Source organism: Nostoc sp. FACHB-110 (assembly GCF_014697425.1).
GTDB lineage: Bacteria > Cyanobacteriota > Cyanobacteriia > Cyanobacteriales > Nostocaceae > Nostoc_B.
Genome location: NZ_JACJRU010000005.1, coordinates 24,394 through 48,939, shown reverse-complemented (window position 1 = coordinate 48,939; position 24,546 = coordinate 24,394). Strand labels below are relative to the sequence as shown.

General features: G+C 38.0%; 19 protein-coding genes and 2 pseudogenes. 11 read left to right on the top strand and 10 right to left on the bottom strand.

The annotated features are described in order from the left end of the window. Positions 1 to 45: 45 nt before the first annotated feature. On the bottom strand, positions 46 to 396 hold the full coding sequence (locus H6G69_RS07240; RefSeq protein WP_190683873.1) for a histidine triad nucleotide-binding protein: 351 nt from the start codon (positions 394 to 396) through the stop codon (positions 46 to 48). A 66-nt stretch (positions 397 to 462) separates the two neighbouring features. Here H6G69_RS07240 and H6G69_RS07235 point away from each other — a divergent pair. From H6G69_RS07235 to H6G69_RS07205, 7 genes and pseudogenes are all read left to right on the top strand, one after another. Continuing rightward, a pseudogene (locus H6G69_RS07235) lies at positions 463 to 1,377 on the top strand (YifB family Mg chelatase-like AAA ATPase); the annotation flags it as partial. A 105-nt stretch (positions 1,378 to 1,482) separates the two neighbouring features. Beyond that, positions 1,483 to 2,655, top strand: a complete 1,173-nt coding sequence (locus H6G69_RS34640) for a tyrosine-type recombinase/integrase (RefSeq protein ID WP_190683870.1) — start codon at positions 1,483 to 1,485, stop codon at positions 2,653 to 2,655. Beyond that, the gene (locus H6G69_RS07225; RefSeq protein WP_190683866.1) at positions 2,652 to 4,088 is read left to right on the top strand and encodes a site-specific integrase; all 1,437 of its coding nucleotides are present in this window, start codon (positions 2,652 to 2,654) and stop codon (positions 4,086 to 4,088) included. The genes H6G69_RS34640 and H6G69_RS07225 overlap by 4 nt, the downstream gene beginning before the upstream one ends. Before the next feature lie 23 nt (positions 4,089 to 4,111). After that, positions 4,112 to 6,772 (top strand): site-specific integrase, encoded by a 2,661-nt coding sequence (locus H6G69_RS07220; protein ID WP_190683863.1) that lies wholly within the window; start codon positions 4,112 to 4,114, stop codon positions 6,770 to 6,772. Positions 6,773 to 6,800: 28 nt separating this feature from the next. Continuing rightward, on the top strand, positions 6,801 to 7,667 hold the full coding sequence (locus H6G69_RS07215) for a DUF6262 family protein (protein WP_190683860.1): 867 nt from the start codon (positions 6,801 to 6,803) through the stop codon (positions 7,665 to 7,667). Further along, positions 7,660 to 8,970, top strand: a complete 1,311-nt coding sequence (dnaB, locus tag H6G69_RS07210) for a replicative DNA helicase (RefSeq protein WP_190683857.1) — start codon at positions 7,660 to 7,662, stop codon at positions 8,968 to 8,970. The genes H6G69_RS07215 and dnaB overlap by 8 nt, the downstream gene beginning before the upstream one ends. Before the next feature lie 106 nt (positions 8,971 to 9,076). Continuing rightward, positions 9,077 to 9,367, top strand: coding sequence for a helix-turn-helix domain-containing protein (locus H6G69_RS07205; protein ID WP_242072000.1), 291 nt, complete (start codon positions 9,077 to 9,079; stop codon positions 9,365 to 9,367). Between the two features lie 193 nt (positions 9,368 to 9,560). Here H6G69_RS07205 and H6G69_RS07200 read toward each other — a convergent pair whose 3' ends face one another. The 7 genes from H6G69_RS07200 to H6G69_RS07170 all read right to left on the bottom strand — a co-directional run bounded on the left by H6G69_RS07200 (position 9,561) and on the right by H6G69_RS07170 (position 17,924). Continuing rightward, positions 9,561 to 9,740, bottom strand: a complete 180-nt coding sequence (locus tag H6G69_RS07200) for a hypothetical protein (RefSeq protein WP_190683851.1) — start codon at positions 9,738 to 9,740, stop codon at positions 9,561 to 9,563. Beyond that, positions 9,733 to 10,572 (bottom strand): hypothetical protein, encoded by an 840-nt coding sequence (locus H6G69_RS07195; protein ID WP_190683848.1) that lies wholly within the window; start codon positions 10,570 to 10,572, stop codon positions 9,733 to 9,735. The genes H6G69_RS07200 and H6G69_RS07195 overlap by 8 nt, the downstream gene beginning before the upstream one ends. 4 nt (positions 10,573 to 10,576) lie before the next feature. Beyond that, positions 10,577 to 10,843, bottom strand: a complete 267-nt coding sequence (locus H6G69_RS07190) for a DUF2584 family protein (protein WP_190683845.1) — start codon at positions 10,841 to 10,843, stop codon at positions 10,577 to 10,579. A gap of 102 nt (positions 10,844 to 10,945) precedes the next feature. Then, a complete protein-coding gene (locus tag H6G69_RS07185) occupies positions 10,946 to 12,589 on the bottom strand; it encodes a restriction endonuclease subunit S (protein WP_190683842.1) in 1,644 nt (547 codons plus the stop codon). Next, positions 12,589 to 14,013: a class I SAM-dependent DNA methyltransferase gene (locus H6G69_RS07180; RefSeq protein WP_190683838.1), complete on the bottom strand. Its 1,425-nt coding sequence runs from the start codon at positions 14,011 to 14,013 to the stop codon at positions 12,589 to 12,591. Before H6G69_RS07180 ends, H6G69_RS07185 begins: the two co-directional genes overlap by 1 nt. 71 nt (positions 14,014 to 14,084) lie before the next feature. After that, on the bottom strand, positions 14,085 to 15,209 hold the full coding sequence (locus tag H6G69_RS07175; protein WP_190683835.1) for a DUF4145 domain-containing protein: 1,125 nt from the start codon (positions 15,207 to 15,209) through the stop codon (positions 14,085 to 14,087). A 36-nt stretch (positions 15,210 to 15,245) separates the two neighbouring features. Next, positions 15,246 to 17,924, bottom strand: a complete 2,679-nt coding sequence (locus tag H6G69_RS07170; protein WP_190684348.1) for a type I restriction-modification enzyme R subunit C-terminal domain-containing protein — start codon at positions 17,922 to 17,924, stop codon at positions 15,246 to 15,248. 234 nt (positions 17,925 to 18,158) lie between these two features. Here H6G69_RS07170 and H6G69_RS07165 point away from each other — a divergent pair. Both H6G69_RS07165 and H6G69_RS07160 read left to right on the top strand, forming a co-directional pair. Continuing rightward, positions 18,159 to 18,773: pseudogene (locus H6G69_RS07165) on the top strand (ATP-binding protein); the annotation flags it as partial. Between the two features lie 513 nt (positions 18,774 to 19,286). Beyond that, on the top strand, positions 19,287 to 22,454 hold the full coding sequence (locus tag H6G69_RS07160; protein ID WP_190683832.1) for a GAF domain-containing protein: 3,168 nt from the start codon (positions 19,287 to 19,289) through the stop codon (positions 22,452 to 22,454). A gap of 91 nt (positions 22,455 to 22,545) precedes the next feature. Here the strand turns inward: H6G69_RS07160 and yidD are convergent, their stop codons facing one another. Together yidD and H6G69_RS07150 are read right to left on the bottom strand one after the other, a co-directional pair. Beyond that, positions 22,546 to 22,794, bottom strand: coding sequence for a membrane protein insertion efficiency factor YidD (gene yidD, locus H6G69_RS07155; protein ID WP_190683829.1), 249 nt, complete (start codon positions 22,792 to 22,794; stop codon positions 22,546 to 22,548). A 70-nt stretch (positions 22,795 to 22,864) separates the two neighbouring features. Continuing rightward, on the bottom strand, positions 22,865 to 23,311 hold the full coding sequence (locus H6G69_RS07150; protein WP_190683826.1) for a helix-turn-helix domain-containing protein: 447 nt from the start codon (positions 23,309 to 23,311) through the stop codon (positions 22,865 to 22,867). Between the two features lie 50 nt (positions 23,312 to 23,361). Here H6G69_RS07150 and tnpA point away from each other — a divergent pair, with 50 nt between their 5' ends. Both tnpA and H6G69_RS07140 read left to right on the top strand, forming a co-directional pair. After that, a complete protein-coding gene (gene tnpA / locus H6G69_RS07145) occupies positions 23,362 to 23,793 on the top strand; it encodes an IS200/IS605 family transposase (protein ID WP_190683823.1) in 432 nt (143 codons plus the stop codon). A gap of 43 nt (positions 23,794 to 23,836) precedes the next feature. Continuing rightward, positions 23,837 to 24,532, top strand: a complete 696-nt coding sequence (locus H6G69_RS07140) for a diacylglycerol/polyprenol kinase family protein (RefSeq protein ID WP_190683820.1) — start codon at positions 23,837 to 23,839, stop codon at positions 24,530 to 24,532. Positions 24,533 to 24,546: the final 14 nt, after the last annotated feature.

The following is a 24,546-nucleotide window of genomic DNA, read 5'->3' as shown; positions in this document are numbered from 1 at the left end:
CACCCACCCTAAGTTACTATCTTTGACAGCAACTTGGTTGAAGCATCAACCAGGAGGCCAAGCCAATGGCCGTCCTCCTAAAATATGCAAATGTAAATGATAGACAGTTTGACCACCATCAGCATCAGTGTTGATCACCACCCTATAACCGTTTTCTAAACCAGCTTCTTGGGCAACATGTTTAGCAGTCAGTAAAAGATGTCCTAACAAAGCGGCATCTTGAGTTTCAGCCTCTGCTAATTTGGCTATGGGTTTTTTGGGAATCACCAATATATGAACTGGTGCTTGCGGATTCACATCTTTAAAAGCTAAAGCCAAATCATCCTCATATACAATATTGGCGGGAATTTCCCGACGAATGATTTTACTAAAAATTGTCTCTGTGGTTTCACTCATGTCGATCTACCTACTCTTCTGCTACAGATTCTAAAGGTTCAGCGTTATATAAGAAATAATTAGCTCATGCTTGCTAGAGTCTGGAGTGCGTCAATCGTCGGCATTGATGCTGTCAAAGTCGGCGTAGAAGTTGATGTATCAGGGGGATTACCAGGAATTATCGTCTTGGGCTTACCAGATAGCGCGGTTCAAGAATCAAAAGAAAGAGTCAAGGCCACCTTAAAAAATGCTGGTTTTGCCTTTCCGATGCGAAAAATCGTGATTAACTTGACTCCGGCTGACTTGCGTAAGGAAGGCCCTTGTTTTGATTTGCCAATTAGCATAGGTATATTAGCAGCTTCTGAGCAAATTAATGCTGATTTATTAGGTGATTTCTTATTTTTAGGTGAAGTTTCCCTAGATGGCAGTCTTCGTCCCGTGGCTGGAGTATTGCCGATCGCAGCTACAGCCCACAAAATGGGAATTACAGGTTTAGTTGTACCTGCTGATAATGCCCAAGAAGCAGCTGTCGTCAAAGGATTGAGTGTTTATGGTTGTCAAAGTTTAGCAGAAGTAGTTAATTTATTGAATAATCCCAGCAGTTGCCAACCTGTACAGATAGATCAAACAATATCCCCAGTGTCAGGATCTTATCCTAGTGCAGATTTACACGATGTCAAAGGACAAGCTCATGCGCGTCGGGCGTTGGAAATTGCGGCGGCTGGTGGACATAATTTGATTTTTGTCGGGCCGCCCGGGAGTGGCAAAACAATGCTAGCAAGACGCTTGTCAGGTATTTTACCACCGTTGGAATTTAGTGAAGCATTGGAAGTCACGCGGATTCATTCTGTGGCTGGGCTATTAAAAAATCGTGGTTCTTTAGTCCGAGATCGGCCTTTTCGCAGTCCACATCATTCCGCATCGGGGCCTTCTTTAGTTGGTGGTGGCAGTTTTCCTCGCCCTGGAGAAATTTCCTTATCCCACCGTGGCATACTTTTTTTGTTTTATAGACATTAACTATCTATTCAAAAAAACAACAACAACGTTACCACTAATCATATAAACTCATTTTTAAGTAAGTTATTCACACTATTCACACTATTCATAGTGGCTAAAGTTCTTGAGTCAGTACAACAGCTACCGGACGGTAAAGAATTAGTTAGGTGGCATCTGGTCGATGATAATTATCAGGTTATTAAGCCAGTTGAGCGGTTTCTGCGGTTCAAGCAATTAGGCGGTTCTGCTGTCGGAACAATTAAGACATACGCAGAGAAGCTCAAAGCTTTTTGGAAATATCTAGACATAAAAATGCTTAACTGGCAGGACTTTAATCAAGAGGAAATGGCTGAGTTCGGCTACTGGTATTTAACTGGGGGATTGCTACTTGAGGAAAAGTTCCCTTCTCCTAATTCAAAAGATATTTTGGCTCCACGTAACGAATCTACAGCGAACCTGGCATTGACTGCTGTGGTGCAATTCTATGATTTTCACATCAGCAATGGAACTATCGATAACAAAAATCTGTGGAAATATCGCAAACTCTATAGAGAGAAACGAAGTGGGATGTTTGCAGGCTACAGAAAGGAGTTACCTGCTAAAGTCAGATTGGTGAAATATAAGGAGCCACAAAATTTTCCTGGCTGTCTAAACTCTGATCAAGTGCGTATCCTAATTAATGCCTGTTACCAAGATCGAGACAAGCTAATCCTTTGGCTCCTGGCTGATACTGGTATGCGAAAGGGTGAACTACTGGGGCTTCATTGGTCTGATATAGATTGGAAGGCTCAAACACTGAAGATAGTACGTCGAGACAATGTTAATCATGCTTATGCTAAAGGTCGAGAACGCGAACTATCTTTAGCTGCACTTATAAAAGATTCAGAGTTTTGCACAATCCTTACGAACTACTGTGATATTGATTATCCCCATGATGTTGTCAAAAATCTCGGACATGACATGGTTTTTGTCGTCCTACATAAAGGTTCACCTAGTTACGGTAAACCATTGGAACCACAAAATCTCAACAAGTTGTTAAAACGGCTTCATCAAAAAACGGGTATCGATGTAGAAAGGGTATATCCGCACTTGTTTAGGCACACCTTTGCAACTCACAACATTCGTGAGGGAAGGCGGAAAGAGCAAGATAAAGCGAAGATAGCAAAGAGTGTACAACGACAGTTGGGGCATAAGTCAATCTCTACAACTTTAGACATTTATGATCACTCCTTTGCAGAGGCTGAAATATTAGAAGAAATGGAACGTATTACGAAAGAGAAATGAGCCTAGCATTACAACAGACGGAATTGTTTGAGATAGTTTCTCATCCTGAACATCAAGCATTCGCCTATATCGCGGATGTGAGGTTGCAACGAGATATCTGGAACATATGGCAGGACTTACCTCCACTAAGAGGAAATGCACACAGACAAGCAAGAAAGAGTATAAGTTTTGAGGGAATTGCTCTGGATTGGTTGAAAGAGTTAGTCAAATTGACAGTACTTATTGCAGTTGGAAACCGGAAGTGGCTATTAGGCTACGTAGTATCTATTATTAATGCAACCAAAAAATTTAGTGGCTGGTTGGTTAAACAGGGATATGTCACACCATCTGCATTAAGCCCTCAAGTCGTGCAGCAATGGGTAAATGCAAACCCATCTCAAAAATCTCCTATTTCAGGATTATTTTATACACTAAAGCAACTAGGTTTTATTCAGTTTAAAATTGAAACAAAATCTCAAAGAGATAACCAAGTAAAACTTCCTAAAATTATCCCGGAAGAAGTCAAGTATAAGATTGATATAGCATTTGGACAACTAGATAAACCTATCAATCTTGTCTTCAAGCTACATGAGACTTTGGGAACTAGAACCAGCGAAATTGCTAAAATTCCCTTGGATTGTTTGAGATGCCGCAAGGAAGTAGCTCGAATCCGTCTCTGCACAGGCAAACAAGATGATATTGAACAAGAGCAAGACATACCTGAAGAATTGATACTGCTAGTACAGGAACAGCAAGCATTTGTCAGACAGCAGTTTGGGAACGAATTTCCTTGGTTATTTCCAAACTGGATTGTCCTTCAAGAAGGATTTCCGGCTAAGGTTTGGCCACCTACATTTAGGTATAAACAGGAACAAATCAAAAGCATAGGCAGAAAAATGAATTTACTATTAAAAAGGCTGATTGAAGAAAACAATATTCGTACTAATGACGGCAGGTTGGCGTATGTAACTACTCATATGTTTAGACGTACTTATGCAACATTAGCTGATCGTATGGGTAAACGGCCTGATTTAATTCAGCAGGGGTTACGACATACTAACCCAGATATGCAGGACTTCTATGTTCAAGTTTCACCACAACAGCAGGAGAAACGTATAAATAGAGTGCTAGTAAACAAAGATGCACAGATTATTACTATTCGTACTGACCAGGATAGTGAATTTCTTCGTCGAGAATGGTTAGCTAGGCAAGTGGAACTAGGGGTTTGTACTAGACCTCTTATTATGAAAGACTGTGAGTTTGAATACGTATGCTTAGGTTGTGAACATATTCGTTTTGCACAAGAGCATTTACTTAGATTACTGGAGATAAGAGAGGAAAACCAAAAGCTATTGGAGCATTGTCTGGAAAATGGGCAGTCTGATAGTCGTCGTGCCAACAGTGCCCATCAGCTTATCAGTATTCTTAACCCTATCATTGCTAAGTTGCAATAAATCAAAGTAGAAAAGCTTACATAATGAGTCAAAGAAAATCACATGATTTGGAATGCCCAAACTGTGGGAGTTCCAGAACCTTTAAACGTGGAAAACCAGAAAAACGCACATATGGCCTTGCTCAAAGATATCAGTGCAAGGAATGTGATAAGTCTTTTACTCCAAAAAGTATAAAACCAAGTAGTAGAAGCGCCAAATCGGCTGATTTAGATTGTCCGAACTGCGGAAGTTCTAGAACCTTTAAACGAGGAAGTCCTAAAAAACGTAAACGTGGTTTTGTACAGCCATGTGTGTGCAAAGGATGTGGCAAGTATTTTTTAGAGGATGGTAAAAAAGGCCAAACACCTGCTAAACCCGCTGATGTAGATTGTCCAAACTGCGGAAGTTCAAAAACTTTTAAAGACGGTAGCCCTCAAAAACGTAAATATGGACTTGCTCAAAGATGCCGATGCAAAGAATGTGGAAAATGTTTTCTAGAGGGTGGTAGGAAACGCCGAGTAGTAGCTAAATCGGCTGATGTAGATTGTCCAAACTGTAGAAGTTCGAGAACCTTTAAACACGGAAGCCCTAGAAAACGTAAACATGGTGGTACAGTTCAAGTATGTCTGTGCAAGGAGTGTGGCAAGTATTTCCTAGAGGGTGGTAAAACAGGCCAAACACCTGCTAAACCTGCTGATGTAGATTGCCCATACTGCGGCAGCCCTAAAACTGTTAAACGCGGAAGTCCACAAAAACACGAACATGGTCTTGTTCAGCGATGCGAGTGCAAGGAATGCGGTAAGTCTTTCACTCCAAAGAGTATGAACGTAGATCGTAGAAAACCGAGAATTACAACGGCTAAACCAGCTGAATTAGAATGTCCACACTGCGGAAGTTCCAAAACCTTTAAAGATGGAAAATCTAAAAGACGTAAACATGGCAATACAGTTCAACCATGTGTGTGCAAGGACTGTGGCAAGCATTTTTTAGAGGGTGGTAAGAAGCGATTACGTATTTTTCTGAAGGGTAAACTGATACATACCTGTTATGACCCTCCAGGATTGCAGCATATGGAGAATATTACTTGTCCAAACTGTAACCAGAAAAAGGCAGTTTTGAAGACACAGTTCTATGACAATAAAGTTCAGAAGCAAATAATATTTGTGATTTGCTTAGGTTGTGGTCAAGAGTTTAAAGGAGAAGGACGACCTTGGAGCAATCACACCAGCCGAATGCTAGGAAAAACCATCCTTCCTCAACCTTGGAAGTTTGAGGAAGATATATGGGATTTACGAGAACTCTATCCAAATACTCCGGAGTACGACTTTAGGCAGTTATTTATTTACTTTAATAACTCTGGTTCTAGTTGGTTCAAAGACTTGCTTAAACATTACATACTTTGGCGTATAAAGTCAGGTATCAAATCTACAACGGTAAAGACTGAAATCTATAAATTAAAGCATTTTGGACGTTTTATTGACCAACAGGGAGTAACTTGTATGCAACAAGTTAACCGAAGCTTGTTAGCAACTTACTATAATCAAGAACGTGATCATATAAAAAAGAATACGCTTACTCTGGAAATCAAGTCTTTAGATACATTTTTCCGATGGGGAAATGAAACGCAGAATTTTATCACATTACCTAGACTAATTACTGCTTTTGACTATCCGAAGCTCTTTAAGAGTGAACCTGACCCATTAGAAGAGTCAGTTATTGAAGCAATTCGAGACAATCTTCACATTTTACCAGAACCACTACAACTCATGTTCATGCTAGGTTTTTGGCTGGGTACTCGTCCTAGCGAACTGTGCCATCTTCGTAAAGACTGTCTCAAGCTCGACCCAGACGGGACTACTTGGTGGGTGGAGTTTGAGCGTGAAAAATCATTGGATGAGCATAGACTCTTTATTACAACTGACCTTGTTCGTCTCATTCAACAGCAGCAAACTTATATTAATGAACTTTTTGGTGAGGATTACTCTTACCTTTTCTGTCATTATCAGCAATTAGGGAAAACTAGCTACCCAAGCTATCCGTTCATGAAACCTATCAAGCGACCGCCAATAGTTACATCTGGGAATAATCCTATGGTCAAAACCATCAATTGTCTCATTCAAAAATGCAATATTCAAGATAGTAACGGAAAACTAGTAAAGTTTACTGGAGCTATTTTAAGACCATCACGGGCTACGCATCTTATTAACAATGGCTTTAGCTTAGATTTCGTCCGTATCTGGCTCAAACATCGTGATGAACGCACTACAAGGCGATACTATACGCGCTATGAGCCTGGTCAACTGCTGGATGTAGCTACTGTAATGGCAAATGTTGATCAGAAATTTTATCCCTACGAGAGCAATCCTGAAAGCCTGCGCCAGAACCCAGAATTACACGAGTTGGATGGGCTAAAAATGCTGAATGGGGAACCCCTTTATGGCTACTGCTCCTTCCGGGAATTCTGTCCTCGCTTTGGACGTTGCTACACTTGCGGTTTTCATGTTGCTTCTGCCGATAAACTTTCCCATTACAAATCTCAACTTGAGCAATTAAAAATAAAAGAGGAGATTGCCTTTAATCATGGCTCTTCAGAAATTTATGAAAGTTATAAACAAATTGTAAACGCTCTAGAGAGTATTATTGATGCACTAGAGGGAGCAAATGAGCGAGACAATAAAGCGACAAATTCACCGGAACTGGGATGAGGCAGAACGTAGCCGTCATGGTCAACAGGTGCGAGAACGTTCTGCCCGTGAGCGTGAAGAGAGAGTTATTTCTGCTCACGCTGTCATTCAGGAAATGCAAGCTCAGGGTGTCACTATTAGCCAGAATGAGGTAGCGAGGCGAACTGGTTTCAGTGTTGGCTTTGTTAATAAGCACCTGCGTTATGAAATTGAACAAGCACAGAAACAACAGAAGGAGTCCACCCACAAACCACGCACTACACGCAACATTGATGTATTAGAAAATGAACTAGAAAAACTGAAAGTATCAAATAAGCGCTTGCAAACAATACTAGATGAGCAGCGGCGAATGAACAAAGAGCTTCTAGCACAGGCTGCACAGGTTGTAGACTTAGAGGATGAGGTGAAGCGTTTACGCACTGTAATTAAAGAATTGCAAGGTTCTTTGCATACCGCCCAAGCAAATGTAGTTGATTTACCTGTACAAAATCTACCTGCTCAGGGAGATAATGTTGTGCCAATTAATGGGAAAACATCTAAAAATAACAAAGATGAATTAAAATCTCAGCAATTCAGCTTTATGGAACAAGTTGAAAACGAGCTATCCTCGCTAAATATTTCATTTAATGAAACATTTAAGAAACAGATTAAATCAAAGCCAGAATCTGTTGTTATCAATGCAATTGAAGCTTTAAAAGAAGCCATCGGCGAAGGCACTAAGATTGGTGATTTTAGTAAATGGCTATACGCAGCAATTAAGAAAGAATCTGTACCAAATAAAAAACATAAGCCCACATCTAATCGCCATATAACAACAAATAATTTTAATAATACCCAGTCAACAATAGAGGAAGAATTCGCCTCACCAGAAGAACTGAAAATTTTAAGTAGGATTTTTTATCAACCAAATGAATGAGAAATCTATACCACAGAATACAGATGCCGAAGAAAACATACTAAGCAGTATTTTGCTAGATGCTAGTGCTATTAGTAAAATTGCCGATAACCTACCTGTTGATGCTTTTTATTTATCTGCTCATCAACAAATTTATAAAGCAGCCCTAGAATTGTATTATCAAGATAAGCTAACAGACATAATGACTGTTAGCAGTTGGTTGTCCGACCACAAGCTGCTAAGAAACGTTGGCGGACGAAATAAACTAGCCCAGTTAGCAAATAATAAAGTATCAGCAGACAATATAGACAGCTATACTGAATTAGTTTTAGAAAAATATAAACGCCGTCAACTAATTGAAGCAGGAAATAAAATTGTTGAGCTAGGTTTTGACACTACTATTGATTTAGAGAAAGTTATAGACTTATCAGAAGAGAAGATATTTAGAATTACAGAAAATAAAACTGATAAATTTAGCCCAGAAGCAATCAGCAATTCTCTAGCCTTAATTGTAAAGCAATTAGGGCAGGAAGTAACTCCTGCTTTATCTACAGGATTAATAGACTTAGACAAATTGATGGGTGGATTGGTTAAGGAAGATTTAATTGTAATTGGAGCCAGAGCTTCAATGGGAAAAACTTGGCTTGGCTGTCATTTCGCAAATCACGTTGCTCTAAGCTACAATCTTCCTGTAGTATTTTTCAGTGCAGAAACAAATAAAGAACAGCTAACGAAGCGATTTTTAGCAATGCACGCTAAAATTGATTCTCATCGGCTGATCCATAACAAAGTCTATAAAAGTGAGATAGCTGAACTTAGTACAGCTTTAAAGGTATTAAATAACTCACCCATTATTATTGATGATACACCAGCCAGTATCCAGAATCTTACTAGAATGCGCTCTGCATTGCGTCGAGTCAAGTATGAAAGGGGAAGTTTAGGATTGATAGTCATGGATTATATCCAAAAACTAGGAGATAGAGCAGCCTCGAATCGAGCGCAAACCATTGGGAAATTCTCTGGTGCATTTAAAGACCTTGCTAAGGAATTTAACTGTCCTTTTGTAGCATTAGCCCAAATTAATAGAGGTGTCGAAAATCAAATAGATAAACGTCCTACAATGGCGGATATTAAGGATTCAGGAGATATAGAGCAGGATATGGATATAGGACTGCTTCTTTATCGAGATGAATATTATAACTCTAATACATCAGATAAAAATGTAATAGAGATTAATGTAGCAAAGCATAGAAACGGCCGGACTGGAGTTTGTAAAGTTATTTTTGATGCTGCTATTGGAAAATTTAGTGATATTATAGTTTGATTTAAAATCAACAATTGATTTAAACTGCCGTGTTAATGTCCTGTAGCTTAAATTCTTCTTGAACTAATGAATTTAAAAATTACAGTTGGCTAATAAATAATAGATATTGGATGATTTGTTTCTTGCACTTTCTGAAGATTGTGCAGTGAGTGAAAATAATGAACTAGACATAAAACAACGCTTTGGCAAAGCGGTCAGGCGGCGTAAGCGGGAACTGGATTTATCACAAGAACAGCTTGCAGAGCGGGCTGGACTTCACCGTCCTAACATTTCAAACCTGGAAAGAGGTGAGCTAAATCCTTCGCTCGAAACTATTGAAAAGCTGGCCAATGCTATGAATATATCCATCCCTAAGCTTTTTATTAACTACAAAATTCATGTAGAACATGAAGAATGAAGGATGTTTGAATATTAAAAACTGCAATGTTATATCTAAACAAGATTGAATAGTTTCTCCTCAATAATGAGACATAAAGTAAAAACCTCTGCTAATCATTATGAGCAAAGGTTTATTAGCTTAGATTGGCAGAAGACTAATGAAAATTTTTCAGTAACATATACAATTTTTCACTAGGCTCTGCCAAAAACAATTATGAGTTAGATTCTTTTTGGGACTTATTGGAAATTTTATCAATTAGCTTATTCCAAAAATTTCCTTCAGAGCTTTTTTCGCTAACATCTTTATATACGTATGTTTTTGCACTGCCATCCGAAATAACATCAACTAACTTTCTTTCATGCTTAGTAATGTCTGGAAATAATTTAGACATTATTCTTAATTCTCCAAATCCATTTAACTGCTTTACTTCTAGCTATTATCCAATCTAATGCGTCACTATGCAATTTATAATCTTCCATTTTACTTAAATCTAATAAATTTTCTGTATCTATAGCTAGTAAACCCGCAACTGAACCATTTTGAAATGCAGAGACTACCAAAACCGCCTTAATATCTCTATTTATTAAGTTAAAATTATCTTGATTCAATGGAACGTATTTACTAGGAAGATTATTATTGTTAGATACATCAATAAATTCTATATGTTGTTTTCTTGTCTTAAAAAAAGTATATCCTAAAACACCTTCATTAAGTGCAAAAGCTGCTATAAGCTCTTTATCAGGAATATTACTTGTTTTACAGACCATTTGTAATTTCCAATTACATAAGCTGTATCTTATAGGTACAAAAACAGATAATCTAATATTATCAGAAATATTAAATTTAGTTTTTAAATTCTCTTTAAAAATGATTAATTCGTTTTGTATTCTAGGTATAACATTTTCTACAACAAGTTCAGATATTTCACTATACTCTTGTGATTGACGTTTAAATTCATTTAGCCAGGTTAGTATAGAAGGAATTAAAATTATACACGCAGCTAATAAATTAACAAATTTTTTACTATTAAACCAAGTCCAATCTTTAGGTATAAAACTATTGTTGCTGTTAAAAAAAGAAGTTGTATCACCCAATCCAGTTACTACTAAACATAAAAGTGTAATAATAAAAACAACAGCTTGAGAAAGCTTAAATTTGCTAAGTAAATAGTCAACTTCATATTTAAAGTTTTTCTTTAAAGACTGCAAATTTAGCTTTGACATAAGTTCAAATTTTTACCTTAAAGGGCTGCTCATAAATTCTATCAATTTCAAAAACTACAATAGTTTGCTTATTTTCCCACGTTAATTTTCTAATAATAATATCTGCATAGGCAACCCAGTCATTATTAACTAGAGGAATAGGGACATCTACTGGAATAATTCTATAGTCTTCTTTGATAGCCTGATACTGCTCTCCTATTTTTAGTTGTTCAGGATAGCCTTGAGATTGCTTAAGTTTTAAGATACTGTTGACTTCACAGGGCATTCCCATAATTATTCCTTGCCATCTTTATAGCTTACATGCTTAAATATTTTTTGTTAAACTTAGTTTAATACGATACCAATAAGCAGCTTTAATAAGCTAGCAAATTATTCAAAATCCTGGCAATTTTGGTTGTATTATTTTTAAGTTTTGTTTCTTAACTTTACTTTTAGTTGATCCTGTAATTTTACCTGTGGACTTAGACTTTTTAACCACTCTAGTCTTGCCTTCTTGCTTTGCCCATTCAGCCTTGATGCGTTCCAGTAAAACGGAAGCTTGTTCATCATTGGGGTCTTGAGGAACGAGTTCACCACGAAAGGCTTTGGCAATGATAGATTGGGAGAGGCCATCAACGTAGCTTTTAGCTTTTTGGTAGCGTTGTTCGATTTGGTCAGCTATTTTAAATAAGGTTTGTACTCGATTGACTATTTCTTGTTGTTCGGAAAGAGGGGGGATCGGAAAAATTATAGATGAAAGGATTTCCTGATTTAAAAAATCTCGTGTACTGCCTTTACATAATTCAGATATTTGATTTAAAACAAATGGAGAACCGTTAAAAAGCATACAAAAAAAAGCAGGCACTAATCCATTAGGAGCTAGGCTTATACGCATTAAGTTGGTTGATATTCTTGCTTCGCCTAACCCTTCAGGTACAACACAAACTTCACCAACTGTTCCTGAACGCGATATTAAAACATCGCCTGGTCTGGCATCATATTCTGATAATTCATTTGCTTTCTCTTTGCTTATATGTATTTTGCTTCCAGGAATAAATTCCATTGCAGCTATATTTTCTATTCCTAAGACAGGAACTCCTTCTGTTTGATGCTCATGCTTTTTAAGGAGGCTTCCAAAAGGGCCTGTCTTCATACCCTTTCTAGTCGTAGAAAGCAAAATTTCTATAAACGAATAGCACCAACTTTCTGGTATTTCAAAAAAAATTTCTTCTATTTTTGGGAACGCAGGCTCTTGATAATTTTGTTTCCAATTATCAACTTTAGGCTGTTTTTTCTTTAATTTTATCCTACTTAACTGATTTTCTTCCCATACATTTCGACGCTCGTATCTAATATTTTTTAACAATTCCTCTGCTGATTCTACATCAGGATTACCCTCCCTCCAATCAGCAGTGAGGCGGCCGGAACAAGCAGCAGCTAAGATGGATTGGCGGAAATGCTTGAGGATAGCAGGAATTTTGCCGAGTCTCTCTTTACAGGTATCAACTTTAGCTAATAGTTTTTCTAGCTTTGCTACAATGCGCTGTTGCTCTTTGAGAGGAGGGAGCGGAAAAGGAATCTTTACAATATCTAAAGATGATAAATGTGCAACCGTAACAGACGAGGTAGCTTTTTGAATAGCACTTAAATAGCCATTAATTCCATAAAGTAGAAACTTTTTAACTAAGTATTTTTCATTAGTTATTACTTTGCATACTCGTTGATTTAATAACCCTCTCTCCCCTTTCCATTCACAGCAGATAAAATTACCATCCATTCCAATGAGTAAATCGCCTGATAAAACCACATATTCTTCAACATATTCCCCTATATAATAAGTTTCTGACTTACTGCATGATATATCACGAATTCTAATTATAGGAAAGCCTTTATCTTTAGAAAAAAGGCTAGATTTAAAGGGAAAACCATTAATAATTTCAGCAACTAGTTTAATTTCAACTCTCTCCCAAGTATGATGTTTAGCGAGTAACCCTATTTCTTGTGCAAAAATCTCGTCGAATGGTACAACAAGGCTCATTATGAATCCTCTCCACTAGCTCCAATTAATTGGAAGATATCTCTTAAATCATCAACAACTGCTTCCAATTGCATAATCGCTTCACTCATTAAATCTTGGGGTTCTGGCAAACTATCTCCATCCTCTAAACTTTCATCTTTCAGCCAAGTAATATCAAGTTTATAATCTCGATTCTGGATTTCACGAATACTAAAGCATTTAAATCGGGTTTCAACTCCTACATCTTTTCTTGAACTATTTCCATTAGGATCATCACCGTAACATTGCTCAAACTCTGCAAAATGCTTAAGAGTTAGCGGACGTTCTTTTTTAGTTACACTTGGGACATTAGAACGTGCATCAAATATCCAAGTATTTTCGGTTGAGAAACCTTTTTGAAAAAAAACTACATTTGCTTTTACTCCTTGAGAATAAGGTGTAAAAGTTCCTCTCGGTAATCTCAAAATGGTGTGTAAATTACAATCTTCCATTAATAACTTAAATACCTCACCTGCTTTACCCTCAAATAAACAATTATCAGGTAAAACCATCGCTGCTCTACCCCCAGACTTAAGGATACTCACAACGTGCTGAACAAAGTTTAATTGCTTGTTACTCGTTGCAATCGTGAAATCATCTCTATCGGGTATTTGGTTTGCTCCTTTAGTTCCAAATGGTGGATTTGTCAAAATACAATCATATTTTTCGCCTTTATCAGCTTCATAGATTGCATCACCTAAATAGATTCTTGGTTGTAGACCTTGTAAAAACAAATTCATCAACGCCAATCGTCTAGGGCGGGGAACTAAATCTTGACCATAATAGGTTTGAGTTTTTATCCGCGGAACTATACTACGCTCAAAGGCTCCACCACTGATATCCAATAACCATTGATAAGCAGACACCAAAAAGCCACCAGTCCCACAGGCTGGATCGCAAATTTTAAAATCAGGGCTAACTCTAGGGTCAGGTTTCATTACCCTGACAATAGATTGAATTAAAACTCTCGGTGTAAAATATTGTCCGGCACCTTTTTTACCTTCACTTGCTGCTTTTTCTAATAAACCTTCAAATGCCGCCGCTTTTACATCTACGTCTAAAGCTGTCCATTCTTCCTCATCAATCATTGTAATGATGCGTTTGAGATTGACAGGATTATTAAATCGGGGCATGGATTGAGCGAAAATATCACCTAAAATCCCAGGTGCTTGCCGCATTACTTGTAATAATGTTTGGTAATGGTCTGTCAAGTCAGTACCAGAACGTTTTTTAAGGCTGTTCCAGTCATACTCAATGCCATCTTGTGTTGGAATATCAATACCTTTTTCATCTGCCATTTTAAGAAATAGCAAATATGTAAGTTGTTCAATGTAATCACCATAGTCTATTCCATCATGACGAAGAGTATGGCAGAAGCCCCAAAGCTTATTTACAATGTCGGACACAGTGGTTAACTTTATTAATATAAAGGAAAATTAGCCAAGCTAAGAGTAAACTGATTCTTCTAACTTAGCTATTATACATTTTGAGCAAATGTAATGATAGCATCAACACCTATTTTTTCAAGAGCCATAGCGGCTTTATACTGAACCTCATCATTTGTATCTTTCAAGGATTTAACAAGAGATGTCATTACATCAATATTATTATTTCCTAAATCCCCTAATATAGTGGCAGCAGCAGCACGAACATTATGGCTACTATTTGTTTCTAAAGCTTTAATTAATTCTGGAATAGCATTCAGACCAATAGATTTTAAACAATTGATAGCGTTAGGGCTAAATTTAGTTCTGTCTGTTAAATTTAACAATACTGGTATGATTTTATCAAGTTCGAGGTTTATTTGTGCTAATGTACTAGCTGCATAATAGCGTACTGATGCTTCCCCAGCATTTAAGGACTGCACAAGTATATTAACGACTTCTTCCGTTAAAGTATTGACATTATTATCTAATAATGGCTTAGATTTTCCTCTTCTTTCAAGCAATTTTGTAAATTTATAATCAAAATCTATACAGTACTCAACTAAAACATATGTAAAATCAAGGATATCTTTAGCATCTTCTTTTGAAAATTTTTTATTAGTATGAACTGCTTCATTACCAAAAATTCTTAAAAAATATGCCCAATCATATAATTTATTATCAATAATACCTTTATCTCGCATTATTGCAAGCTTTCGCACTAAGTTATATGATTGTGATTGTTCATTATCAAAGTATGAGCATAACAATTCCACTGTTTTTCTACAGGCTATTACACTTAATGAATAAAGCTCAATTTTAAAACTTATTTCGGCATCTCTATATATGTCTTTAATATTTTTGGCTTCATTAGAAGAATCAGCAAATTCTTTGCGATAAGGATATAAGTATTGAGCGTTCCACCCATATTGTTCAATATTTTCTTCAGAATAAAAATCAAATTTTTGATAATATTGCACAATATTGAACTGTTTGCAATTAGGACAGCAATAAGTATTTATCTCATAATTTAGACCTTCGTAATCTGAACCATCAGAATCTACATACGTATATTTTTGATAATCTCCTTCACTAATTATTTCCATTAGTGTCTTATTCCCGCAATGCTCACAACGAATAGGCCATTGTGTTAATTTATCTTTTTTACTTTTCATCATGAAAAATCCTATATTATAAAATATCATTTAATATTTCTAAGCTACAATTGCAGCATTAATTTCGTTAATTAAAGCATTAAATCCTTTTCCAAACACCTTTTTTACTCTTCCAATTCCTCCAACTCTCTCAAAAATTGGTGCATATTCAAAATCATTAATTTCAATGGTTAGATTCTGCACCAGATGTTCTCGGATATAACCCAACCATTGCTGCTGCTCGTTATTAAATGTCTTGCCCAAGCTAACAGACGCAATGGCTCTGTCTACACGCTCTGCTGCTGTATAAATAGGTTCTTGAGCATTAACAGCCCGTTTAATCATTGAGATAATATCAGCCAAAGCTTTATTATGCACTAATTGTGTCGCCCTTTGGATGTCTTGTTCACGAAATTGATTACGTGTTAACTTTTCTTTGAGTTCATTTAGAGCATTAGTATTCCACTCACTAGGACGTTTTAATAAAATTTGTATTGCTTCTATTTGTTCTATATTGTCTTGTACAAAACGATAGAAACTGTCTAAATAATCTTCTGGTTTTTTACCCTGAATAATTACTTCAGAGGAGACACTATCTTCTTGCTCATATGCAACTATAAAAACTGATTTAGCTCTTGGATAATTTTCTAATAAGTCTTGTAAACCATTATCTTTTAATAAATTAAGTGTATTAGTAAAATCTGTTTTAAGCTTTTGTGGTAACTCACCTGCAAATTGACCTATATCTCCATTAGGAATATAGTTAGCAAACATCTGCCTCGCTTCCCCACTCATACCTCGGTCAACTCTCCACAATCTTTTAACCAAAGTTTTAACGTTATAATCTCGGTCAAGATTTTGATAAATGTTATTAATTAATTTTTTTATGGGAACTGGGTCTTTACGTGGTGGTTCAATCCTAATGTCTGTAGTATTAGCAAAATATTTAATAAGTGTTCCATTAAAACAATCAAATATTTTAAAGTGTGTTTTGTTTATCCCCTCGCACAGACGAGTTCCTCTACCTAACATCTGTACCCATAGAATCCGAGATTTAACTGGACGCATAAACACGATAAATTCTATGCTTGGGATGTCTACACCTGTACTAAGCATATCCACCGTTACAGCAATCTTCGGCTGCGGACGATTACGAAACTCACGTATCTTTTGCAATGGTCTGTCTACACTGGGACTGCCTGTGATTTTCTGAACAAAATCATCACCTTTTGCAAATACTTCTTTGCAAATGCTGACAATCTGGTCAGCATGAGATTGGTGGGGTAAATCATTAACTGCAAAAATTAAAGTTCGAGGAAAACGTCCTGTTTCTCCCTCATGCTTATAAGCATATTGAGCAATCTCTTGAATAATCTTGCGGTTGCTATCGGGTACTGTAATTTTTTTCTCAATCTCTTCTGTAGAATATTCTCGCTCATCTTCTAATTGGTCATAAGCTTCTTGTCCTGTTGCTGTGTCAATCACCCCTACTTGTTCCCCTGCACGAAGAAACGCACCCTTAATGCGAATATTAGAGTAAATATAAATTGGCTCATAATCTACTAGATAGCCATCTGCTATAGCTTCTTCTGTAGTGTAACGAAAAACTACTTCTTTAAAGAGAGAAACAGTATGAGCAGCAGGAGTCGCTGTTAATCCAATTTTGATGCTATCAAAGTAGTCCAAAGTATTTCGCCAAGCATTTGTTTGCTTGGAGGTGTAACCCCTATGACATTCATCAGCAATAATTAAGTCAAAAGCGTGAATCGGGATATCCAGTTTTTCTGCATCAGCTTCTTCTTCAATATCTCCATCCTCGGAAGCATCAGCACTACCTGTACCAAATAGGTTGATTGTCATCCTTTGAATAGTGGAAACATAGACAAATGTATGGGTTCCTTGAGGGGATGTTAAGTATGAACTGGGCAAAATTTGAGAATTAAATTTCTCATCATCAGCGAAATCTTCTCGCTGGAACCTTTGGCTATAAAGTTCGTACTCTTGATTAAATTTATTTCCTCTTGGTGTGTTGAAAGAGGCAAACGTTCTAACTGCCTGGGCAGCTAATGCTCTTCTGTCAACTAAAAATAAAATACGCTGTACCACCTTAGCTTCCAGCAGCCGATAAATTTGGGCAACTGTCATGTAGGTTTTTCCAGTACCTGTTGCCATAGCAATCAAAATGGCACGTTGACCTTTCATCATTGCTGCTTCTGTAGCGGCTACTCCTCTTATTTGATAAGGGCGAATATTCTCAATTGATTCAATTGGAAGACTTGTTAATCTGGAGTAGCTGGCTGCTGAATTTTTTTCAAATAATTCTGTTAAGGCATCTGCTGTGTGAAAGTTTGATATTTTGCGGCTAATATTTTGTTCTGCTCTGACATCAAGAAAATAAATTACCTCACCATTTGTTGAATACAGGAAGGGAACTCGGTAGTCTCGCCAATTTCCAGTTCCATTCAAAGCTCCCCGCGAATAACGTTTAGCCTGTTCCAAAACATTCTGTGCGCCGATCGCGACTTTCTTTGCTTCAATTATGCCCAACAGTTGACCATTGACAAATAAGGCGTAATCAGCAGGGCCACTAGCTGTGGGATACTCTTCGACTGCATGGCGTTGCAGTAAAGTCGTATCTAAAGTGTTGGTGTATTTAATAATTGTCCAGCTAGGATTTAACGAGCGCAGCTTTTTGTCAATTCTGTCTTTTCTAGTCTTCCACTCAGATTCTTGAGCCATTTGTATTTTCCAGGGTAGTAAATGAATTGCGGTAGCATTTTTATCATCACTACCTACCCTGGTATAAATCAATTCAGAAGCTAATGTCAATTACAGATTTTTCAAAATTGTATAGTTTATTTGAATGTGAGAGAAATATACAGAAAAAACTATTGTTTATCGTTTATATGAATGACATACAGCTACAAAGCTTATTTTGCAAGGGTTATAAGAAATAACTATAGAAAATGCAAAGATGAACTCACGGAATTTAAACGGGATGTTTTAGAATTTTTGCGTCAGCCTTTAGAAGATGGCTATGTGACGATTTCTCGCACCAAGCAATCAGTCGTTTTTCCAGCACAGTTTACTTTAGTAGCCAGTACTAATCCTTGTCCTTGCGGTTACTACGGCGATACGATTCAACAATGTACCTGTTCACCCAGACAACGAGAACATTATTGGTCAAAGCTTTCCGGGCCATTGATGGATAGAATTGATTTGCAGGTAGCCGTAAATCGACTCAAACCCGAAGAAATTACTCAACAACCTACAGGCGAGTCATCCGTCACCGTCAGAGAAAGAGTCCAGCAAGCGCGCGATCGCACAATTTCCCGCTTCCAATCTGAACCAAGTCTGCGTTGTAACGCCCAAATGCAAAGCCGTCATCTACAAAAATGGTGCAAGCTAGATGATAGTAGTCGTGGTTTATTAGAAGCCGCTATTAAAAAACTGGGTTTATCCGCTAGAGCTAGCGATCGCATTCTCAAAGTTGCTCGTACCATTGCAGATTTAGCTGGGGAAGATGACCTGCAAGCCCACCATGTGGCAGAAGCAATTCAGTATCGCACCATCGATAGAATGTTGTAATCAATATTTTCGTATAAAATATTTCATTACACATCAGTAATAATCTACTTTTTTGCTTTGTATTGTCCATCAATATATTGAAAAACTCATGTAATTACAGCATATTTCAACTAAGTAAAATACTCTTGTTGTTTGCTTAAAAAGTCAGTCATTAGCCAAAAAACAACCTCTAGCAGTCCTAAATGAACAATCAACAAATTTATTCCTGAGTGCCTACTATCTGCTTCCACTATTTATTCATTAATCGAGTATATAGCGTTTCCTAGTCTGCTGAAGTACAAATTTCTGCGTACCTCTGCGCTTAACTCTGCGACCCTCTGCGTTTCAAAACATTACCTGTACCTCACTTAACTGGGAATCGCTTAAATACTATACTTAATGTCAGTCACAGGTTAATTTTTACAGCCTTAACGCAATCATTATATTTAGCTGACTAAAGTTTTTGTTCAGCTTTGTAAATAGAGAAATAAACAAGGGAACACTAACAAAAAGTATGATTGTTGACTAGAATTTATGACAACCAATGGGTTTGAAATTTCACACCGCCTAGAGCAGCAGGAATGTCATGAAAAATTGGCACTAGTATTGCAGTATCAAAAGATTTTGACCAGAATTTTAGCGAAAATCCGTGCTTGTATAAATTTAGCGTCTTTGTGTGCGACTTCTTGTCAAGATATTTGTCGGCAATTGAAAATTGAACGAGTCGCAATCTACCGCTTTAATCCTGACTGGAGTGGTAGTTTTATCAATAGTTTTGGTTTTGCAGAATCACCCTGGAATACATTAACAGCCTTTGGGCAAGACTTAGTATGGCAAGATTCTCATTTGCAAGAAACCCAAGGAGGCAGATACCGTAAAAACGAACCCTTTGCGGTAGATGACATTTATGATGCAGGACACTCACGTTGTCATATTGAGGTATTAGAACAGTTTCAAATTCGCTCCTATGCGATCGCGCCGATTTTTATTGGCGCAAAACTCTGGGGATTGCTAGCTGCTTATCAACACTCGTCACCACGGCAGTGGTATGCCCACGAAACTGAATTTATCAGTCAAGCTGCGACCAATCTGGGTTTGGCTATGCAGCAGGCAGAAATTTTAGAAGAAACCAAACAACGCACCAACGAATTACAAGATGCGATTGCGCGTCAGCGAGCTTTAACAGAGGTAGTCGGCAATATTCGCTCTTCTGTGAACCCAGCAATCATTTTGAACACAGCCTGTCAGGAGTTGTGCAAGCTTCTGAAGCTAGAGCGAGCAGCTGTTTACCGTTTCTATGAAGATTGGGGTGGTGAATTTGTCAGCCAATTCGGTATGGTGGAAGCGCAATGGGATAGAATCAATCCCTTTGGCAAAAATTTGGTTTGGGAAGATACCCACCTCCAAGAAACCAAAGGCGGACGCTACCGCCATAACGAAACTTTGACAGTCAACGATATCTACCAAGCCGGACACTCACGTTGTCATCTCGATGTTTTAGAGCAATTCAAAATTCGGGCTTACATTTTAGCTCCCATTTTCACCGGGACAAAATTATGGGGATTAATAGCCGCTTATCAACACTCTGGCCCACGCCAATGGGCAAATTACGAAGTCGAGTTTCTTGGACAAGTAGGCGCACAGTTAGGAGTGGCAATTCAGCAAGCCGAAAACTTGGCACAGTCAAAACAACAAGCCATAGCCTTGCAAGAAGCGATCGCTCGCCAACGCGCTCTGACAGAAGTTGTCGGCAAAATCCGCTCTTCTCTAGACATTGATTTAATTTTGAAAACAACCTGTCAAGAAGTGTGTAAACTCTTGCGAGTTGAGCGAGTCGGTGTTTATCGCTTTAATTCAGACTGGAGTGGTGAATTTGTCAGTCATTTCGGTATGGTAGAAGCACAATGGGATAGTATCAATCCTTTTGGCAAAAATCTCGTTTGGGAAGATACCCACCTCCAAGAAACCAGAGGCGGTCGCTACCGCAACAACGAAAATTTTGCCGTCAATGACATCTATCAAGCCGGACACTCGCGTTGTCATCTCGAGGTTTTAGAACAATTCAAGATTCGTGCTTATGCTTTAACCCCCATTTTTGTCGGCAGAAATCTCTGGGGATTGTTAGCGGCTTATCAACATTCTGCACCGCGTCAATGGGATAACGTCGAAGTAGAATTTTTGGGACAAGTTGCTAGCCAACTAGGAGTAGCACTACAAAGCTCCCAAACAATGGCCCAAGTTCAAACTCGTGCTAATGAACTACAGCAGTCAGCAGAACAGCGACGGATTTTATTTGATTTAGTTGTCAAAATTCGGGAATCTTTAGATTTAGAAACCATCTTAAAGACTACAGTACAAGAAGTGCGGCGAATGCTCGAAGCAGATCGAGTTGGCATCTTCCGCTTTGATCCTGATGTCGGTTTTTGTAGTGGTGAATTTGTCGCTGAAGATGTAGTCCACAAATTTGATTCTGCCCTAGCTGTCAAAGTGCAAGATTATTGTTTTGGCGATCATTTCGCGCCACAATATCGCCAAGGGAAAGTACAAGTAATTTCTGATGTCAATAGTGTTGGTACTAAAGTACCTCACCTGGATGTTATCGAAAGATTTCAAGTCAAAGCACAGATTGTCGTGCCGTTAATGGAAGGAGATGAGCTTTGGGGATTGTTATGTATTCATCAATGCACCCATGCTCGAAATTGGGAAGACGGGGAACTAGAATTTGTCACCCAAGTAGCCGCGCAAATCAGCGTCGCCCTGCGTCAGGCCAACTTATTCCAACAATCGAGTTTGCTGGGTCAAACCCGTGAAGAAGCCAATCAACTTGCTCATACCCTCAACGAGCTACGCACTGCCCAAATGCAAATTATCCACGCAGAAAAAATGGCTAGTTTAGGGCAACTAGTAGCAGGAGTCGCCCACGAAATTAATAACCCAATTAATTTCATTCACGGCAACTTACAACACGCTCATCAATACACCCAAGATTTATTGCGTTGTGTAGAACTGTATCGCTATTATCATTCTGATACTGCTCCAGAAATCAAAGAGTTTTTCAAAAAAGCGGAAATAGAGTTTTTATTCGACGATTTACCAAAATTATTTCAGTCTATGCAGGTTGGCACTGAGCGAATTTGCGAAATTGTTGCTTCTTTGCGAAATTTTTCCCGTCTTGATGAAGCCGAATTTAAAGTAGCAAATATTCATGAAGGTATAGATAGTACATTAATGATTTTGCAACATCGTTTAAAATCTTCTACTGATAACTATACTATCCAGATCAGCAAAGACTATGGTAATTTGCCTTTAATAGAATGCTACCCTGGCCAGTTAAATCAGGTCTTTATGAATTTGTTATCTAATGCTATTGACGCATTAGAAGAGCGCAATGCGAATACTTCTCCAGAATTGCTGGCACTCAAGCCTAGCGAAATCCGTATCTCTACCTCAATGCTCAACGACGAATGGATTTCTATTAGGATTGCCGACAACGGACTAGGTATGGAAGAACAAGTAATTGCTCGCTTATTCGACCCATTTTTTACTACTAAAATGGTTGGTAAAGGTACTGGGTTAGGTCTTTCCATTAGCTACAAAATTGTCACAGATAAACATGAAGGTAAGATTTACTGTAAATCTGAACCTGGTAAAGGTACAGAGTTTATTGTGGAATTACCCATTAAGCAAACTGGACATAATTAAAGCTAATCTATAATAGAAAACAGAGAATATAATTTTTCCCTATTCTCTGTTCTCTAATTTAAATGAAGATTCGCTGATCATCTTCAACTAATCAGTGATGACAGCAGTCTTCTGTAGCTGTCGATTTTACTTCGGGTACTGGGTCATAACCACCTGGATGGAATGGATGACAACGCAAAATCCGCCGAATAGCCATCCAACCACCACGCCACACACCAAATCTGTCAATTGCTTGAATAGCATACATCGAGCAAGTCGGCTGAAAGCGACACGTTGGCAAAAACAACGGCGAGATAAACATTCTGTAACCTTTAATCAGCCAAATCAATAATAATTTCATTTTCGTAGCCTAAATCTTTTGACATACTCACCGACGTAGAACGTCGGTGATTCTTGACGGTTCACAGCAACTAGCTACTCTTCGTAGTCTTATGGTCGCTCCCCGTCCGTTTAAGGTCGTGCTGATGCCCCATGCCGACCATTTCTATTATAGAAAAACCAGATGCGGTGAACTCTGCTGACTGCGAGTTGGTTTTCTTCTTAAATTTAGGAATACCAACTTTTTTACCCTTTCTCTTGCCCTTAATGGAGTTGAAAAAGTTTTTGTAAGCTACATCTAAGTGCCTAAGAGACTGCTGTAGTGGCACTGAAGAAACATCAGATAGCCATTTTCTTTCATCAGTCTTTTTAGATTGGGTAAGTATTGCCGAGAGTTTGTTGTACCCTGGTATTTTTTCGGATTGCTTACAGATAGCTAAAGCGTCATTCCAGACAACTCGAACACATCCAAACAACTGAGCTAAACTCTGTTGTTGTTGGTCTGTTGGATAGAATCTGTACTGATACCTAGCTTTCATGCTTGTGTTAATATTGGTCTGTTCAAATATTCTACATTGGTCAGTCAAAGATGACAAGTGGTTTAAGGCATGAAAGACATAGCATTTCAGACCTAAAAATACATTTGGTCTGTGTTACTAAATATAGAAGAAAGATTTTTACTCATGAAAGCCTTGAACTAATCCACAAATCATTTGTAGAAGTAGCAAAAAAAATGGATTTTCAGATACTTGAGTTTAATGGAGAATCAGATCATATCCACACAGTAATTGAGTTTCCACCCAAACTTTCAATATCTCAAATAGTTAATGCTTTAAAAGGTGTATCCAGTCGTAGGTATGGTCAAGCTGGATACCCTAAACCTTACGGAAAACCAGCCCTTTGGAGTCCTAGCTATTTCGTGTCTTCGCTTGGGGGTGCGCCACTTGAAGTTCTCAAGAAATACATACAGAATCAAGCAAAGCCGTCGTTCTACGACGGGGGTTTAAACCCATTTTTCTGATAAATTGGAAACAAAGGTAAAAGTTCTCTAGCGTTTAGCATCTTTGTTGACTTTGATTTTTGATTTAACATCAACTCCATCTTTGTGGCTGCAAATCACTATCGTTGCAGTGTGGGTTTTACTGATTCTGCTTGTATCGTGGGTAGCAAGCTTGGCAACTGATGATGCAGAAATCGTCAGGAAGATAGTTCATATCGGCACTGGTAATGTAATTCTGCTGGCTTGGTGGTTAGACATTCCGATGAGTGTAGGCATTACAGCCTCAATTTTAGCGAGTGCGATTACTCTATTGTCTTATCGTTTGCCAATTCTACCGGGAATTAACAGTGTTGGTCGCCAAAGTTTGGGGACATTTTTTTATGCTGTGAGTTTTGGGATTTTAGTTGCTTGGTTCTGGTATATACAACAACCCCAATATGCCGCTATTGGAATTATGGTGATGACTTGGGGAGATGGACTGGCTGCTTTAGTCGGACAACGCTTTGGCAAACATAAGTATCAAGTCTTTGGGGCAAATAAAAGCTGGGAAGGTTCTTTGACGATGGCTTTAGCTGGCTATGTTGTCTGTTTTTTCATTTTGCTGGGTGTGCAAGGAAATATTTGGCAAATTTGGGTAGTTTCTTTAGTTGTGGCGATAGTGGCGACAGCTTTAGAGGCTGTTTCTTTTTTAGGGATTGATAATTTGACTGTACCTTTGGGTAGTGCCGCTTTGGCATTTTTTTTGATGCAGTTATTCTGATGGTGCTAGCTTGA

What these genes read in the sequence shown, in the direction of transcription:
- H6G69_RS07240 (WP_190683873.1), bottom strand. Translation starts at nt 396, where the DNA reads ATGAGTGAAACCACAGAGACAATTTTTAGTAAAATCATTCGTCGGGAA.
- H6G69_RS07225 (WP_190683866.1), top strand. Translation starts at nt 2,652, where the DNA reads ATGAGCCTAGCATTACAACAGACGGAATTGTTTGAGATAGTTTCTCAT.
- H6G69_RS07220 (WP_190683863.1), top strand. Translation starts at nt 4,112, where the DNA reads ATGAGTCAAAGAAAATCACATGATTTGGAATGCCCAAACTGTGGGAGT.
- dnaB (WP_190683857.1), top strand. Translation starts at nt 7,660, where the DNA reads ATGAATGAGAAATCTATACCACAGAATACAGATGCCGAAGAAAACATA.
- H6G69_RS07200 (WP_190683851.1), bottom strand. Translation starts at nt 9,740, where the DNA reads ATGTCTAAATTATTTCCAGACATTACTAAGCATGAAAGAAAGTTAGTT.
- H6G69_RS07195 (WP_190683848.1), bottom strand. Translation starts at nt 10,572, where the DNA reads ATGTCAAAGCTAAATTTGCAGTCTTTAAAGAAAAACTTTAAATATGAA.
- H6G69_RS07190 (WP_190683845.1), bottom strand. Translation starts at nt 10,843, where the DNA reads ATGGGAATGCCCTGTGAAGTCAACAGTATCTTAAAACTTAAGCAATCT.
- H6G69_RS07185 (WP_190683842.1), bottom strand. Translation starts at nt 12,589, where the DNA reads ATGAGCCTTGTTGTACCATTCGACGAGATTTTTGCACAAGAAATAGGG.
- H6G69_RS07175 (WP_190683835.1), bottom strand. Translation starts at nt 15,209, where the DNA reads ATGATGAAAAGTAAAAAAGATAAATTAACACAATGGCCTATTCGTTGT.
- H6G69_RS07170 (WP_190684348.1), bottom strand. Translation starts at nt 17,924, where the DNA reads ATGGCTCAAGAATCTGAGTGGAAGACTAGAAAAGACAGAATTGACAAA.
- H6G69_RS07160 (WP_190683832.1), top strand. Translation starts at nt 19,287, where the DNA reads ATGACAACCAATGGGTTTGAAATTTCACACCGCCTAGAGCAGCAGGAA.
- yidD (WP_190683829.1), bottom strand. Translation starts at nt 22,794, where the DNA reads ATGAAATTATTATTGATTTGGCTGATTAAAGGTTACAGAATGTTTATC.
- H6G69_RS07150 (WP_190683826.1), bottom strand. Translation starts at nt 23,311, where the DNA reads ATGAAAGCTAGGTATCAGTACAGATTCTATCCAACAGACCAACAACAA.
- tnpA (WP_190683823.1), top strand. Translation starts at nt 23,362, where the DNA reads ATGACAAGTGGTTTAAGGCATGAAAGACATAGCATTTCAGACCTAAAA.